Source organism: Alicyclobacillus sp. SO9, from assembly GCF_016406125.1.
Classification (GTDB): Bacteria; Bacillota; Bacilli; order Alicyclobacillales; family Alicyclobacillaceae; genus SO9.
The window spans coordinates 2,549,987-2,563,835 of record NZ_CP066339.1 but is presented as its reverse complement, the minus strand read 5'-3'; the positions used below and the strand labels follow the sequence as shown (position 1 = coordinate 2,563,835).

The following is a 13,849-nucleotide window of genomic DNA, read 5'->3' as shown; positions in this document are numbered from 1 at the left end:
TTCACCTCCCTTCGGTGCGTAGAACATCTTGATAGCGACAAAGAGCCATTAGCGGCCACACCTTTGGGTAGATTTCATAGTGAATGTGTAAACTTCCTGGAAAGGCCGATCCCGTTGGAAAACTCTCTTCCCATGTACCATCCCTGGCGCTGTAGAGCAACCACCTTGCCGCCCGGTCTGCGGCTTCATACAATCGCTTGCGCTGGTTCGGCTGAGTCTCTTGCTTCAGCAAGTGGATTATTGTATCAAGGCCCCAAGCTGTCTGTGTCGAAATGGATTCGAATGTGGGTACATACCTGCCCTCTACATCACTTGCACATGACTCACCAAATCCTCCGTCCAGTCGCTGGTGCGCGACAACCCATTCTTTTGCTTTTTCCATGGCCGCACCACTGCTTGATACGCGGGCCGCAGACAGAGCCCGTACTGCACACCACGTTCCGTAGGTGTAGGGGGTTCCCCATCGTCCAAACCAAGATCCATTTGAGTTTTGGTGTCTCATCAACCAATCGAGTGCCCTAACAACTACAGGATGACTTCTGGGCATTCCCGCTCTGCGGAGTATAAACTCCAAAACCCGACCCGTTATGTCTGAAGTTGACGGGTCTGACATGGACCTCTTCATGTCATTTGCGGGAATCCATTCCAACCATTTTTTACCGGAATTTCGCTCGAACGCTGACCACCCTCCGTCGTTGTTTTGCATTGCCAATAACCACTGTACGCCTTGCTGCCAAGCACCTTTATAATCTTTCCGAAACGGATACAGCGCTTCAAGGCACGAGACGGTGTCATCAGTATCGGGATGTTTGTGATTGTTACTGGAAAATCCCCATGCTCCCGCTAACGCTGGCAATGCGAATCTGCGGTCCCCCGCTGTGATGCCCTGCATGTTTGCCGTCACTTGCTGCTTTGCCAACAGATACTCAACACCGAGTCGAACTGGCGGAATATCACCTGTCCCTGCAGTTTCGAGAGCCTGCACAGCGATAGCAGTATTCCATATATAGGAATTACAGGTCTGCTGATGCCCTGCTTCATCGTCATGCATATAAAGGTTCTTTTTCATAGAGTCAAGAGTAACGGTGAACATACCGTCTTTCTCAGAGTATTGAAGAGCGCGTAAACTCAGTAGTAGTAAGAATGTTGCGGAATGATATCCTGCCAGTGTCCCATCTGATTCTCTTTCATTTAACATGAACGAAATACATTTGTTGAACCTTTTGCCGCGTGATTGCGTTGTGTTCACCGTATGAATCCTTTCAGTTCTGCGCGAAGAACCCATTCGCTTCAACAACGCAAGTCGGGCGTGTTCTCTGCCAAACGGCCTCCTATAAGCGACTACGCTCTTGTTCTTCATAACAAGATGCTGCAAAACAGGACTCTTTACGGCCTTGGAAATATACCTCAAGGATGACAAGACAAGCATGGGCGGTACGTGTAAACGCGTAAACATAACGAGTTGAGAGAGTCGGATTGGCGTATGGTCAGCAAACAACCAAGAATAGATTTTTGGGGAAGGGAGCCAAGACCATGGAACCTCTCCTGCTGCAGCAAGAAAGACCTTCGTTAGATTGCGGCAGTTTTTTAGACCACCATGGTTTTTAATAAATTTTGTTGCTGCAGATTCCAACCTTGACGCCTGTTGCCACCGACCATGCAATTCCAGAGCATAGTAGCACTCCACAGTCGTGGACAAATCCCCTCCGCCTCCGGGATATACTTCCCACACCCCGTCAGAACGCTGCTTCCGTTCAATTCGCCGCAGCAATGGGTCCGTCCAATCAGAATCCTTTACACCAAGCAAAAAGAGAGAGATGACAGTTTGCGCATCAGACATCACGCCCGTATCAAAGCAATCGGTAAAGGCCCCATCGCGCTGCTGACTAGCCAACAATCGTCTTATGCCCGCACTTATGGTTTCTTGCACGAGTGAACTCGCGGTACTGGTACTGTATCTCTTTTCAGCGCTGTGCACTGCAGTCCACCTCCATGTGAGAACTGAGCAGGCATTCTCTCCAGGATAGTCGTGTTGCAACTTCACTTGTCGGCTGGAGACTAGAGCGGACTGCACTCAGAAAAGCTATGCAAAACACGGCTGTATCCGAACAGACAAAAGAGATTGTATCGGACCCACAAAACCCTGCCGTAGACCCATACAATCTGCAATTGTTGACCTACCACCAGAGTCCTAATAAGGCGTATATCACAAGAAAAGAGACCGCCCAACGACCCCAACCGTAGCCATAGGCGCCGCCGCGTCCACCATAGCCGCCGTAGCCGCCCCACGTCAAAACCGCATCCAATCTACGTTCTTCTCCATCATCCAGAGACACGTCTGTTGCTAACCCCATTGGGATATATCTCTGCGGCGACAGGACGACGGCTCTGTTGCCTGAAATTCTCTCGATGACACCTTCGTGATAGCCGTGCGGACTTCGAAAACTTACATACTGTCCCACGTAATGAAGGCACTGAGTTCTCGAACACATCGACTTTACCTCCTATCCTTCGCCTTACTTGTAAACCATGAAGTTGCCTTAGTAGGAAAGCACACCACACCGATGGGATACTGCAATCCTCCCCTCAAGGCGACATGCTTCACAATATGTACATAGACAAGATGTCAGAAAGGGTACTTATCCTCAGGCATTCACACAGATTCCTGTATACACATGTGTCGCAAAGAGGCATACCAACCACTGAACCATCTGGGAGAACATTTAAAGGATATTACAAAGGGCGGTGCTGACGTGGTCATCGATTGCGTGGGAATGGACGGAAAGAAGACCCTCGGTGAACAAGTTCAATCGCTGTTGAAATTGCAAGGAGGTGCCATGGGGGCCATTGTCATTGCTACTCAGGCAGTGCGAAAAGGGGGAACCATTTAAGTTACCGGGGTCTATGGAACTTCCTATAATGCACTTATTCCATCTTCGATGAAAAAGAAGACGACTGCATTAAAATTGTACTTCATCCCTTTTCTACAAACTGAATTCAATCGCGCTTAATCAAACCGAGCTCTTTGTATTCCCTTAGCCCTACGCTCCCTACCATGGGTAGACGATTGGCCAATTGAAAGTTTGTTACAGCAAATTGTGTGACAGGACCAAATCTCCCGTCACATTTTCCTTGAAAATAGCCCAATTGTTTCAATCGCCGCTGGACAAGTTGGACATCCGCTCCCGCGTTTCCATACTCTAAAACCCGGAGGGAACGGAGAGGGTCTCCCTCAATCACAACAGTTGTACGGAGGGGCAGTTTTTTATAAAGCTCCTCCACGTCAGAATTGTACATCCGAATGCAGCCATTGCTCACATATTGACCAATACTCTGCGGACTATTTGTCCCGTGGATACCATAAGTTCCCCACGAAACGTTTAATCCCAACCAGCGGCTTCCAAATCCGCTTCCCCAGTCTTTTTGTTTGTCGATGATTTTCCATTTACCAATTGGTGTCGGCGTACTAGGCTTCCCAAGGGCTACGGGATAGGTTTTGACGAGGCGTCCCATCTTATAGAGCTTAAGTTGTGGTTGTTCAAGATTGATGTGAATAGAATAGCCACGGCTCACTGGTAGCCCCTTGGCCGTGTCTGCACTACAGGCGGGTGGATTAAGCATCCCAAGACATGTGTAAGTCATTGTGACGGCGAAAAATGCTTTGAATAAGGGTTTTTCGTGGAATTTACAAATCACCAGCTGGTCCTCCCAAAAACTCACTTACACCTAGGATGAGCCTTTAGGAGGACACGCATGTACGCTTAGGGCTTACTCTTTAACACAGACAGAATTTGCTGTTGCTTCATGCCACTCGTAAAGGTGTAGGTTCCGGGCCAAATTTGTTTCTCGACGCCTGTTTTATGTAGCACTTGATCGAAGGCATAGGCGTTGGAAACCAATTTGTGCTGTTGCAGAAATACCGAAATAGCATGCACAGACATGCCTTTCTTCAAAGTGAACGAAAACTTCTGCGGTTTAGGCGCACTGGTACTCGTAGCTGTAGTGTTGGACGTTGCGGTCTTCGATCCCGCTGAACTTCCAGAGGACGATGTTCCCGCAGAGGATGATGTCGAATTTGTTGGCTTCGCGGCAGGTGAGGCGGTTTGTTTCGTGGCAGAGGCTGGTGTTGTCGCACTGACCAGCTTATATCCGTTGTTCTGTGCCCATGCCTTTACTCCTTGTTTCGAATATGCCGCAGCATGTGAGTGCGTCGCAAGGATGGAAATGGTTGCAATGGCTGCAACCCCTAGGACGGCTTCAGTAATCGCACGCGAACGTGATCGCCATACCGGACGCTGATGAATCGACGTGACCGCAATTACGTCCCAGTCATCGCGTCGATAAGAAAACTTCATATCTATAAAGCGCCCTGAAACTTTACCCCGCACTTGAAAGATAAAAGACTGATTTTCTGCGTATTCTACGGCCAGTACCTCTCCGCTCATCATTGCACTCCAGAGCTTCAGTGTGTCAATCCCTTCTAATAGCGCAGGATCAGACAGTTTGGCTAGGTAGGCGTCAATCCCTGTTGTAAAATCTTTCTCCGAAAACTCACAGCAGCCAACCTGCTTTATCGCCGATTTGAAAGGCAAATGAACTACGGAGCTTAAAATTTGGTGCATTCCAATTTCAGGAACTGAACTCATCTAGATACCCTTCTCCTTCTATATCGCTAGTTTTCTACTCTATATGACAATAGACCTCATTGATAGATTCGTAAAGTACCCTGCAACGACAAAATAAATGATAAAATTCGATATGCAGCATTCAGCGTGAAGAAGTTTCTATGCATGGCTTTTTACGCAATCACTCATTTGAAGGTGTTTTGAACAGTCACATTTACGGTACTATCTTAAGACATCAGCGTCTGGCCTTAACTTCTAACCTCCATCAAGAAAATTCAACAACAAAGGAGCTACCATGGGAACTCTCAACTCTTCAGGGGTTTTTGCTTTCAAAAAGATACACCTTCAATTACTGTTGGTAATTACCATAGCCATAACAGGCTGGGCTACATACGGAGAGTGGCACGGCTTATTCGGTATGCATATGTTGGGCTACGACTATGCCTTCTTTTACTACGCGTTTCAAGTGGTCTTACATCACCAACCGGGAACCCAACTGTACAATATGGTTCATGAGCAAGCATTTTTGACACGCTTTCAGTTTCCATTTATTCCATATAACCAATACGTGTATCCCCCGCAATTTGCCTTCTTGGCATCTATTTTTGGACTGTTTTCGTTCCGCACGTCTCTTGCCCTTTGGATGGCCACTTCCGTTGTACTCTTTTCCTTCGGAATCTATTGGAATACCAAAATGATATGTCAGTTTCGAGATAAAATGGGCATTGTTGTGATAGGCCTTGCGGCGGCTCTCCTTACTCCATTTCAATTGGATGTGGGAGTCGGCAACGTGAACAGCATCCTGTTTGCGGCCATTTCCCTTACATTCTATTTACTGTACAAGAAACAGCGATGGTGGGCAGGCGTACCTCTTGCGATTGCTATCGTATTTAAAGTGACTCCGCTGGCAGTCCTGGTTTACCTGATCTTTCGCAAACAATGGAAAACTGCTGCTTCGAGTTTCATCACGATTGTTGTTGTGACAGCGGCTACTGCAATGCGAATTGGCTGGTCCCCTTTGCTTTTGTACGCACGGGACTTCTTCTCCTTCGGCAAAACGAGTATGCATAACGGACCCGCTCCCTACAACCAATCCTTAATTGGTGTTCTTGGCACCTTTCGTCAGCACCACTGGCTGCAAATCTCGAGTCACAGCATCACCGTATTGTTTTTTGTGTACGCCATCTTAGCTGCAGGCGTCATTTTTCTGGTCCTTCGACGGCCCGTAAGAGACTGGAAAATGGATTACGCCTTGGCCAGTTTGACACCACTTGTGTTCTCCCCCCTGGTTGAGGAGGCCCATATGATTTTCACAATTCCAGCCTTGTTCGTTTTGGCAAACCGGGCAAGAAACCTGCTCACGGGGTCTCCATCCGACAAACCAGGTCTGTCAAGAGTGCCGTCTGCAAAATTCATTGGATTGCTGCTTGCATTGCTTACTCTGATGCTGCTGACTATCCTTTCGTTACCCGCTACTTTCTTTTTGAACTTCGTCACGTATCACTGGCACCAATTATTCTGGATGCATACACAAATGTTCTGGGTCTATATGACGTTGCTTGTTGTGACGGCAGGTTATGGCCTTCGTTCGCGTGCAGAATCGAATGCCAGTGTACTTTATCATCCGCACCGGCATATTTCGTAATTGCAAAACCGTGTGTTGTAGTACACCAACGTTTCGACAAATTGCTCCTCCCTCCCGTTGTAGAATGGAGATTATATTCTTGTTAACAGGGTCCTTGGTCTCCATTGATGCAGAAGGGAGTGTACTTGATTTGAAGGTCATCATATCCATATTGACGGGGCTTTTTGTCGCCTATACGGTATGGCAATCATATTTGATTGCCAGCACTGGTGCACTGTATCACATTCCGCAACTTGAAGGAGACGGCGGTGGAGGGCTCGTATTTGCGGGACTGTGCTTCATCGCAGGTGTCGCACTGTTCATTCGTCCGATTCTGTCGGCTGTAATTTATGTCTTGGCGGCGCTCGTCATTTCGTTCATTGCAGTCGCGTTTCAAGACTCTATCGATTTTCTCTGGACACTGATTGCATTGTCACTCGGAACACTGGCTGTTGTCTCCAGAATTCGTTCAAAACGGCGCATAAAAACTCAAACAGGAAAGGTTTCAAGCGGCAGAACGATACTTCATCGATAGCAGCCACAGAAAAACGGTGCCGTCTCCTCGAAGGGAGGTGGCACCGCTTCCAACTTCAGACGCGCCTTGTGACAGCCTGACGCCGTTACTTTCCTTGCCAGTATTCCTTCAGGAACTCGTCGCGCCCAGAGGCTTTTCTGTACCCTGTGTAGTGCGCCGGATTTTTCCTATAGAAATCCTGGTGGTAGGCCTCGGCGGGATAAAACGCTTGTGCTTCTAGAATAGGCGTCACCACGGGTTTGTCGAACCGCCCGCTCGCATCCAGATTGGCTTTTGACTTCTCCGCCAAGGTTCTCTGTTCTTCCGTGTGATAAAAGATAGCCGTCCGGTATGACTCTCCCCTGTCACAGAATTGCCCTCCCGCATCAGTAGGGTCAATCTGCCTCCAGAACACGTCAAGCAGTTCTTCATAACTGAAGACACTGGAATCAAACGTGATTTGTACCGCTTCCACATGCCCGGTAGAGCCAGAACAAACCTCTTCGTAAGTCGGATTTGCAGTCGTACCGCCCGTATAACCCGAGACCACCTTCTCAATTCCTGGCCACTGGTCAAAAGGCTTTACCATACACCAGAAACAGCCTCCAGCGAATGTAGCTGTTTCGTAATCTCCGTCTTTTGTCGTACGTTTTTCTTCTGCCATACCTACATTCTCCTTGGTGATTTCTGATTTCTATTCAAACAACGACAAAAACTCTTCCTTTGTCACATTACCAAAATACTGCTTTAGGTCCAGGTCTGCAATGGCTTCCTGTAAATCGCTATGTTGCACCCGGCGTCCTAAAAATCGTTCTTGAATATCAGCTACATCTTCAACGCCAAAGAAATCCCCATAGATTGCACAGTTCTCGATAAGACCGTCTTTGACATTTAACCTGACGTCAATGGACCCAATCGGAAACCGGTGTGAACGCTGTACATTAAACGCAGGAGACTTTCCAAAATTCCATTCCCAACTTCGGTACTTTTGCTTTGACAATTCTCGAATGCCCGACCAGTCTTCTTCATTCAAATGGTACTGCGGCACAGATTTCCCCTGAAAGATATAAGCTAACAATTTATCCCTAAATTCATGGATAGTCATGTCCTCGGTTAAAAATTCACGGATATTCGCTACACGACTGCGAACAGACTTGATACCTTTCGACTCGATTTTGTCAGCCCGCACCTGCAATGCGTTCACCACTTCATTTAGATCAACATCAAACATGAGTGTACCGTGACTGAACATACGGCCCTTTGTAGCAAATTGGGCATTTCCCGAAATCTTTTTTTCTCCTACTTGAATATCATTACGGCCGGTTAGTTCTGCATTAATACCGAGTTGATGCAGAGCGTCCACTACGGGTTCTGTAAAGCGTCTAAAGTTTGAAAATGCATTCCCGTCGTTTCTGGTTATGAAACTGAAACTCAGATTACCCAAGTCATGGTATACCGCCCCGCCGCCTGAAATTCTGCGAACCACATGGATGCCGTGTTCGCGCACGTACTCTGTGTTGATTTCTTCGAACGTATTTTGATTCTTGCCAATGATGATGGCTGGCTCATTAATGTAAAACAGAAGATAAGTCTCATCAATGTCCAAATGCTTAACTGCATACTCCTCAATCGCTAAGTTGATGGTTGGATCCGTATCATTGTGGTTATCAATAAAAAGCAATATGCCACCCCCGGGTTTCATCTTCCTCTATCTTACTGCAGAAGTGGACCACTGCACCACCTGCCAATCTGAACGGCGGCTTTGCCGCAAAATGTGATCTACATCATGGCGGTCTCAGCATTTGCGAAGTAAAATCTTCTTACATAAAACTTCGCCGCGAGGATTCCTCAAGCGACAACGGGAGGAGACAGGGGAATGCGCGTAAGAGAACACTTCTTGCTTGGGACTGAGAAGGCCACAATTTCAGTGACTGCCCGCGATTCGTCCACTCGCAGGGACCTGTTTCAGTCTGCACTTGATGCCATTTTGACGAGGTATGAGGAAGAGTTTGGGAGAGACGAAAGCCAGACATTGCTAGAGTCTTTAGCAAACAGGCAAGTGAAGCAAACACACTGGAGGCTGCGTCCAGAAGACTCCTGTTGGAACCAGTCTTAGCTAAGAGAGTCTGTGCTGACGAAACTACTCGGAAGGAGCTGCCCGCTATGATTGACTTGGATGTCCGTGCGATTTTAAGTGCCAAGGGAAATCCCTTAAAGACAATTCTCGCTGAAGCCGACAAAGTGCCGATTGGTGACCAACTGAATTTGCATACGACTTTTAAACCATCACCCTTGTTCCGCGTCTTGGCAAAACGCGGTTTTGAACATTCGATTGAACAAATTGAAAAACGGCACTTCGTCACGCATTTCACACGAATAGAGTTAAAATAACACCTGCTGTATAGAGTGGTAATGGTCAATGAGCAGTATCATGACGCCAATTGTCATAGTGAACGATGCAGTGAGTTTGAGCTTGGCATTTTGCTCTTGAAAGAACACAACACCCACCAGTGTAGCGACAAAAGCAGCAAATGCCGATACTGCTTCAACCAATGCCGGCGGAAGCCAGTGCAGCAACAAGAACAAACTTAAATATGCACCAGCGTTTGTAGCCGCGGACGCGAGGCTCCAGCCGGGCCGAGCCCAAAATAATCGCAGTGTCTCGGGAACCCGTGAATTGAGCACAATGCCGATTGTCATCCACAAACTAATCGATGTGAATAGACTGGCAGCATAGGAAAACGACGGCAAATGTGTATGCGAAGCATCCAATAGACGGGCAGCCACAAACATGATGTCACTGCACACAATCAGCAGAACACTTGTTGTGATGCGTTTTCCTGCAAGCCAAAGTGCTCCAGTGGTAAAGATGAAAATACCAAGTATGGATATCCACCCACCTGTCGGGTGAATGATCCATAGTAGCACAATGGTCAAGTTTGTCCACGCACTTACACCGCCTACGGACCCTTTCGTCAGAGCAGCCGTGTACAACCCAAAAGCAAATGCGTAAATCAATCCAATCCACACGGTGTCACCAATCCACACTGCCTGTTGCTCCTCAAGAGCCACTCCCCACAACACGAGACTCGCACCCCAAAACGCAATGCCCATCGTGGCAAAAGCACTGTAGGAGCCGCGACCTAGTCCGTGAAAAGCTACACGCTCTGTGCTCAGCAGCGCAATACGAACAATCATAAGTACGGAAACAAGGACAATAAAGTCTTCCATTAGAAACATCACCTAGGCAAGTCTATGCAAAGACCCTCCGGCAGCATGTCCCCAAAACGTATTTTTGCACATATCTTCGGATGTATCAGGGGAAGATTGGACAAAAAGCAATTTCGAGGGAGTCGTGACTATGAATTGGACTAAAAAATTACAACTGGGTGCTTTGGCGAGCATATATCTTGTTACACCAAGTGCCATGGCCGAACACACCCCGCACAGAGGCGGCGCTCCGGCTCATCCGGTCAGGTTAATCGAGCCAAAAACTGCTAAGGGGTCAGAAGTTCCTGCTCCGCTGTCGCCGACAGTACCTCCCTTTGGTAAAGAGGATGCTAAAAAGCATGGGCTGTCCTATTTGCTGAGTCAGAGAACCACGAACTATTATCACGCCAGTGACTCACAAGCGAAGAACATGGACCTACTGGCAAAGAGATTGAACAACACCCTTGTGAAGCCTGGTCAAGTGTTCTCGTATTACAAGACTGTCGGCCCGTACACTGCACAGAATGGATTTCACTGGGGGCGCGCATTTCAAGGAGACAAAATTGTCCCTTCCATGGGCGGCGGTGTCTGCCAGGGAGCGAGCACTTTGTACTCTGCCTTGCTGCGTACAAATCTACAAATTGTCGAACGCCATCAACACTCCCTGACTGTACCTTACCTGCCGCCTGGTGAGGATGCCACTGTTGCATCCACGTACCTTAATTTTCGATTTAAAAATACGGACAAGAAACCAGTATTGATAACTGCCAAAACCGATGCAGAAAAGAAATGGCTGACAGTAGCTGTCTGGGGTGCTCACGAGCCACAGAGAATCACGGTGCGCCATAAGACACTCAAAGTCTATCCGTATCCAACAAAGGTGCGAAACAATCCCAAACTGCCAGCAGGAACGACCAAACTTCTGTTTCCTGGACAATCCGGCGTTAAGGTAGACACCTGGGTTGAGCTTTCCACCCCGTCAGGTGTGCAGAAGCGAGACATCGGAATTGATACTTATCGGCCGAGCCCGAGAATATATGAAACCAATGCCAAACACACGGACTAAGTAAGGGCCTTGGTAGACCCGAGACATCAAAAATGTATACTGCTGTTGCAAAGTGTAACCAAGCTATCTGGCTGCGGTTGAATGCTTCTTTACTGCAGCCCAGTAGTATATCCATAACACGCCAAGGAACACGACTCCTGAAAAGACGGAGATCCGCGTTAGCGGAGAAACAACGATGGCTGTAAATGCCACAACGATGAGGACAAAACCGAGAATTGGAGTCAGCGGCCAGAACGGCATGGCAAAACGAAGTCCAGTCCCTTGGAACTGGAACTCTGTACGTTTTCGAAACATAATTTCACTCACAAGAATAATTGCCCAAACCCACAAATCGGCAAAAGCCGATGCACTTGTTATCCAAACATACACACGGTTTGGTGCGAGATAAGTAATCACAATACCAACAGCAATCGACAGGCCTGTCGCAAACACCGCCACATGCGGAATCTGTTTGCTGTTTAAGGCACCTAGAGTTCGGCCAAAGCGCCCCCCTCGAGTGGCTCCAAAGATCATACGACTTCCACCGTACAAGCCTGTATTACACGAAGACAAACCTGAAAGAATGATGATGATATTTACCACACTGGCAGCCACAGGTATACCGATTTTCTCGAATAGCAGCACATAAGGACTTCCAGAATGGTGAGTGAGATAATCCCACGGAAATGCAGCCAGCATAATGAAGATGGAACCTATATACAGTATGCCAATGCGCCAGGTAACAGTATTAAACGCCTTGCGAACGTTCTTCTCAGGATTTCTGGTCTCCCCGGATTCAACGGCAAGGGTTTCTACGCCGCTGTAGGCCTGTACCGTCAAGGATATTGCCATGACGACACCGAGAAATCCATTCGGTAAGAACCCGCCGTGACGCCAAAGGTTTGAGAGACCGACGGCCTGCCCGTGATTAAAAACCCCTGTTAAAATGATAAGGAGCCCAAAAACCATAAACACAAGCACGGCCAGAACCTTCAGTATCGCAAACCAGTACTCGAGTTCACCAAATACTTTTACAGTGAGCAAGTTGGACAGAGTAAACAACACAAGCGCGACTGCCCCAGGCAGCCAAGCAGGAATCCCGGGAAACCAAAATTGTATGAGCTTCCCTATTGCTGCCAGTTCAGACATCACCGTGGCGACCCAAAAAAACCACCACATTCCTGCTGTGACAAATCCAAATCCGGGTCCAAGAACCTCCCCTGCATAAGTTGAAAACGAGCCGGATATTGGACGTTCAGCAGTCATTTCAGCTAAAGCCCTCATCACGATGGCAACAATAATACCGCACACAATAAAGTCAATAATGACACCTGGACCCGCTATTTTGACGGACAAACTGGCACCATAAAACAGGCCTACGCCGATGACACCGCCTATAGCGAGCATTTGAATTTGCCTGGACGACATGGCCCTTCGAAGACCGTCCACATTGTCTTGAGTATTACTATGAGATTGTTTTCGGCTCATCCAACACGCTCCCTTCGTTTGAGATATAACGGCCAGTCTCCTTATTTCTATGAAACTGTTTCAAGAGTTTGACCATCCGTTGTAAAGTTACCGTCATCTCGTCAGTCTCTGTGTGTGACTTACGTCACCCTAAATCTGCATCTTGGCAGGTATAGTGGTAGTAGTGGTTGGCAACGACAACGCCTGTACACGGTTAATACACGCAATCTGTCTGGAGGTGTGCAAATTGGGAAACTGGTCTATGAACCTAGAGACTGACGAGTATATCGAAGACCGCGATTTAATCATTGAAGATTCAATGAAAGCCATTGAGGAGACCGAACCGGGATACTTCGTGAATTTGGCTGTCGCTGACAACCACGGGAACCCCGATGGTTATCTCATCCCAGTTCTAAAAGCAAAATATAGAGAGAGTGTAGATATTCACTTCATCGACCAATGTGGTTGCGGAGGATATGTGTATCGAGTACACAAAACGAAACAGACTAAACGCGCAGCCAACTAGAACGAGGTAAGGCCCTTCTTGCTAAGCAAGAGGGGCCTTACAACATATGTGAATAGAAATTCCTTGAAGCTTCTAGTGCAGTTTCTTCACAATGATTTTGTCGTAATTATCAATGGTCTCTACACCGACTAACTCATGCTTTGCTTTTTCTACCCATTTCGGAATGTCCCTTTGTGATCCCTTATCCGTTGAGAGAACAGCTACAACCTCGCCGACTTGGGAAGATTTAATGACTCGAATCAACTCCATCATAGGTCCGGGACAAAAGCTTCCGCGAGCATCAATTTCACGTGTAATTTCGACTGACATATCTCTCACTCCTCGTTTTAGTTACAGATTAAATCTGTCGAAGCCAAATTTCTCAGCATTTATCCAAGATACAGTGTGGTATCTGCATCAGCACTCATTCCTACGAACTCTCCCACACCAATGATGTCATCAAGAATGGGTTCAAAGTCTTCCTGTTCCATCTCAAACAAGTCTGCTGTCATGGCGCAGGCATGGATGCGAATGTTGCCCATTTCCTTTGCCTGTTCCAAGGTGTCGTACCAAGACGGGACGTTTTTCTCTTGCATCACTCTCATCATCTCAGGTCCGAGCTCTTCGTAGTCTTTGCTCACTGTGGCAAGTTTTTTTGCTTCTCCTTTTTTAAAAGCAAGCAACCCCCAAAAAGTCAGGAAAATATCCACTTCCATGTCATTCATGACCGCACCAGAAGCCATGATAGCTGCCGGATAGAGCTTGTCAACCGTTCCACCAAAGACAACGATACACATTTTCTTACTGTCACTCATGATTTTCCCTCCAACCAAATTTTGGATTGTCCCTTTGAACAGAG

Annotated in this window: 16 protein-coding genes and 1 pseudogene; 7 read left to right on the top strand and 10 right to left on the bottom strand. The window is 47.5% G+C overall.

Annotation, left to right across the window (positions count from 1 at the left end; genetic code table 11):
• Position 1: 1 nt before the first annotated feature.
• Positions 2-1,978, bottom strand: a complete 1,977-nt coding sequence (locus GI364_RS11810; RefSeq protein WP_198853746.1) for a prenyltransferase/squalene oxidase repeat-containing protein — start codon at positions 1,976-1,978, stop codon at positions 2-4.
• Between the two features lie 199 nt (positions 1,979-2,177).
• On the bottom strand, positions 2,178-2,492 hold the full coding sequence (locus GI364_RS11805) for a hypothetical protein (RefSeq protein WP_198853745.1): 315 nt from the start codon (positions 2,490-2,492) through the stop codon (positions 2,178-2,180).
• Positions 2,493-2,714: 222 nt separating this feature from the next.
• Here GI364_RS11805 and GI364_RS25395 point away from each other — a divergent pair.
• A pseudogene (locus tag GI364_RS25395) lies at positions 2,715-2,888 on the top strand (glutathione-dependent formaldehyde dehydrogenase); the annotation flags it as partial.
• 109 nt (positions 2,889-2,997) lie between these two features.
• On the opposite strand, the gene GI364_RS11795 reads toward GI364_RS25395, so the two are convergent.
• A complete protein-coding gene (locus GI364_RS11795; RefSeq protein WP_198853744.1) occupies positions 2,998-3,696 on the bottom strand; it encodes a L,D-transpeptidase family protein in 699 nt (232 codons plus the stop codon).
• A 65-nt stretch (positions 3,697-3,761) separates the two neighbouring features.
• Positions 3,762-4,646 carry a hypothetical protein gene (locus GI364_RS11790; protein WP_198853743.1) on the bottom strand — a complete coding sequence of 295 codons (885 nt, stop codon included), beginning with the start codon at positions 4,644-4,646 and terminating at the stop codon, positions 3,762-3,764.
• Between the two features lie 274 nt (positions 4,647-4,920).
• Here GI364_RS11790 and GI364_RS11785 point away from each other — a divergent pair, with 274 nt between their 5' ends.
• Both GI364_RS11785 and GI364_RS11780 read left to right on the top strand, forming a co-directional pair.
• Entirely contained in the window at positions 4,921-6,270 is a 1,350-nt protein-coding gene (locus tag GI364_RS11785) for a glycosyltransferase family 87 protein (RefSeq protein WP_198853742.1), read from the top strand.
• Positions 6,271-6,349: 79 nt separating this feature from the next.
• Positions 6,350-6,784 (top strand): hypothetical protein, encoded by a 435-nt coding sequence (locus GI364_RS11780; protein ID WP_198853741.1) that lies wholly within the window; start codon positions 6,350-6,352, stop codon positions 6,782-6,784.
• Positions 6,785-6,869: 85 nt separating this feature from the next.
• On the opposite strand, the gene msrA is transcribed toward GI364_RS11780, so the two are convergent.
• Positions 6,870-7,427, bottom strand: a complete 558-nt coding sequence (gene msrA, locus GI364_RS11775) for a peptide-methionine (S)-S-oxide reductase MsrA (RefSeq protein ID WP_198853740.1) — start codon at positions 7,425-7,427, stop codon at positions 6,870-6,872.
• Between the two features lie 30 nt (positions 7,428-7,457).
• Positions 7,458-8,444, bottom strand: a complete 987-nt coding sequence (locus GI364_RS11770; protein WP_198853739.1) for a lipoate--protein ligase — start codon at positions 8,442-8,444, stop codon at positions 7,458-7,460.
• A gap of 195 nt (positions 8,445-8,639) precedes the next feature.
• Between GI364_RS11770 and GI364_RS11765 the strand changes: the two genes are divergently transcribed.
• Positions 8,640-8,879, top strand: a complete 240-nt coding sequence (locus tag GI364_RS11765; protein WP_198853738.1) for a hypothetical protein — start codon at positions 8,640-8,642, stop codon at positions 8,877-8,879.
• Positions 8,880-8,926: 47 nt separating this feature from the next.
• On the top strand, positions 8,927-9,154 hold the full coding sequence (locus tag GI364_RS11760) for a DUF2249 domain-containing protein (protein ID WP_198853737.1): 228 nt from the start codon (positions 8,927-8,929) through the stop codon (positions 9,152-9,154).
• Here GI364_RS11760 and GI364_RS11755 read toward each other — a convergent pair.
• A complete protein-coding gene (locus GI364_RS11755) occupies positions 9,146-9,994 on the bottom strand; it encodes a hypothetical protein (RefSeq protein WP_198853736.1) in 849 nt (282 codons plus the stop codon). The two genes, GI364_RS11760 and GI364_RS11755, sit on opposite strands and share 9 nt — an antisense overlap.
• Positions 9,995-10,124: 130 nt before the next feature.
• Between GI364_RS11755 and GI364_RS11750 the strand changes: the two genes are divergently transcribed.
• Positions 10,125-11,039 carry a VanW family protein gene (locus tag GI364_RS11750; RefSeq protein WP_198853735.1) on the top strand — a complete coding sequence of 305 codons (915 nt, stop codon included), beginning with the start codon at positions 10,125-10,127 and terminating at the stop codon, positions 11,037-11,039.
• A 63-nt stretch (positions 11,040-11,102) separates the two neighbouring features.
• Here GI364_RS11750 and GI364_RS11745 read toward each other — a convergent pair whose 3' ends face one another.
• Complete coding sequence (locus tag GI364_RS11745; RefSeq protein ID WP_198853734.1) at positions 11,103-12,506, bottom strand: amino acid permease; 1,404 nt, start codon at positions 12,504-12,506, stop codon at positions 11,103-11,105.
• Positions 12,507-12,732: 226 nt separating this feature from the next.
• Here GI364_RS11745 and GI364_RS11740 point away from each other — a divergent pair, with 226 nt between their 5' ends.
• Positions 12,733-13,011, top strand: coding sequence for a CGCGG family putative rSAM-modified RiPP protein (locus tag GI364_RS11740; protein WP_233096115.1), 279 nt, complete (start codon positions 12,733-12,735; stop codon positions 13,009-13,011).
• Between the two features lie 72 nt (positions 13,012-13,083).
• On the opposite strand, the gene GI364_RS11735 is transcribed toward GI364_RS11740, so the two are convergent.
• Both GI364_RS11735 and GI364_RS11730 read right to left on the bottom strand, forming a co-directional pair.
• A complete protein-coding gene (locus GI364_RS11735; RefSeq protein ID WP_198853733.1) occupies positions 13,084-13,320 on the bottom strand; it encodes a sulfurtransferase TusA family protein in 237 nt (78 codons plus the stop codon).
• A gap of 59 nt (positions 13,321-13,379) precedes the next feature.
• Positions 13,380-13,805 (bottom strand): DsrE/DsrF/DrsH-like family protein, encoded by a 426-nt coding sequence (locus GI364_RS11730; RefSeq protein ID WP_198853732.1) that lies wholly within the window; start codon positions 13,803-13,805, stop codon positions 13,380-13,382.
• Positions 13,806-13,849 lie beyond the last annotated feature (44 nt).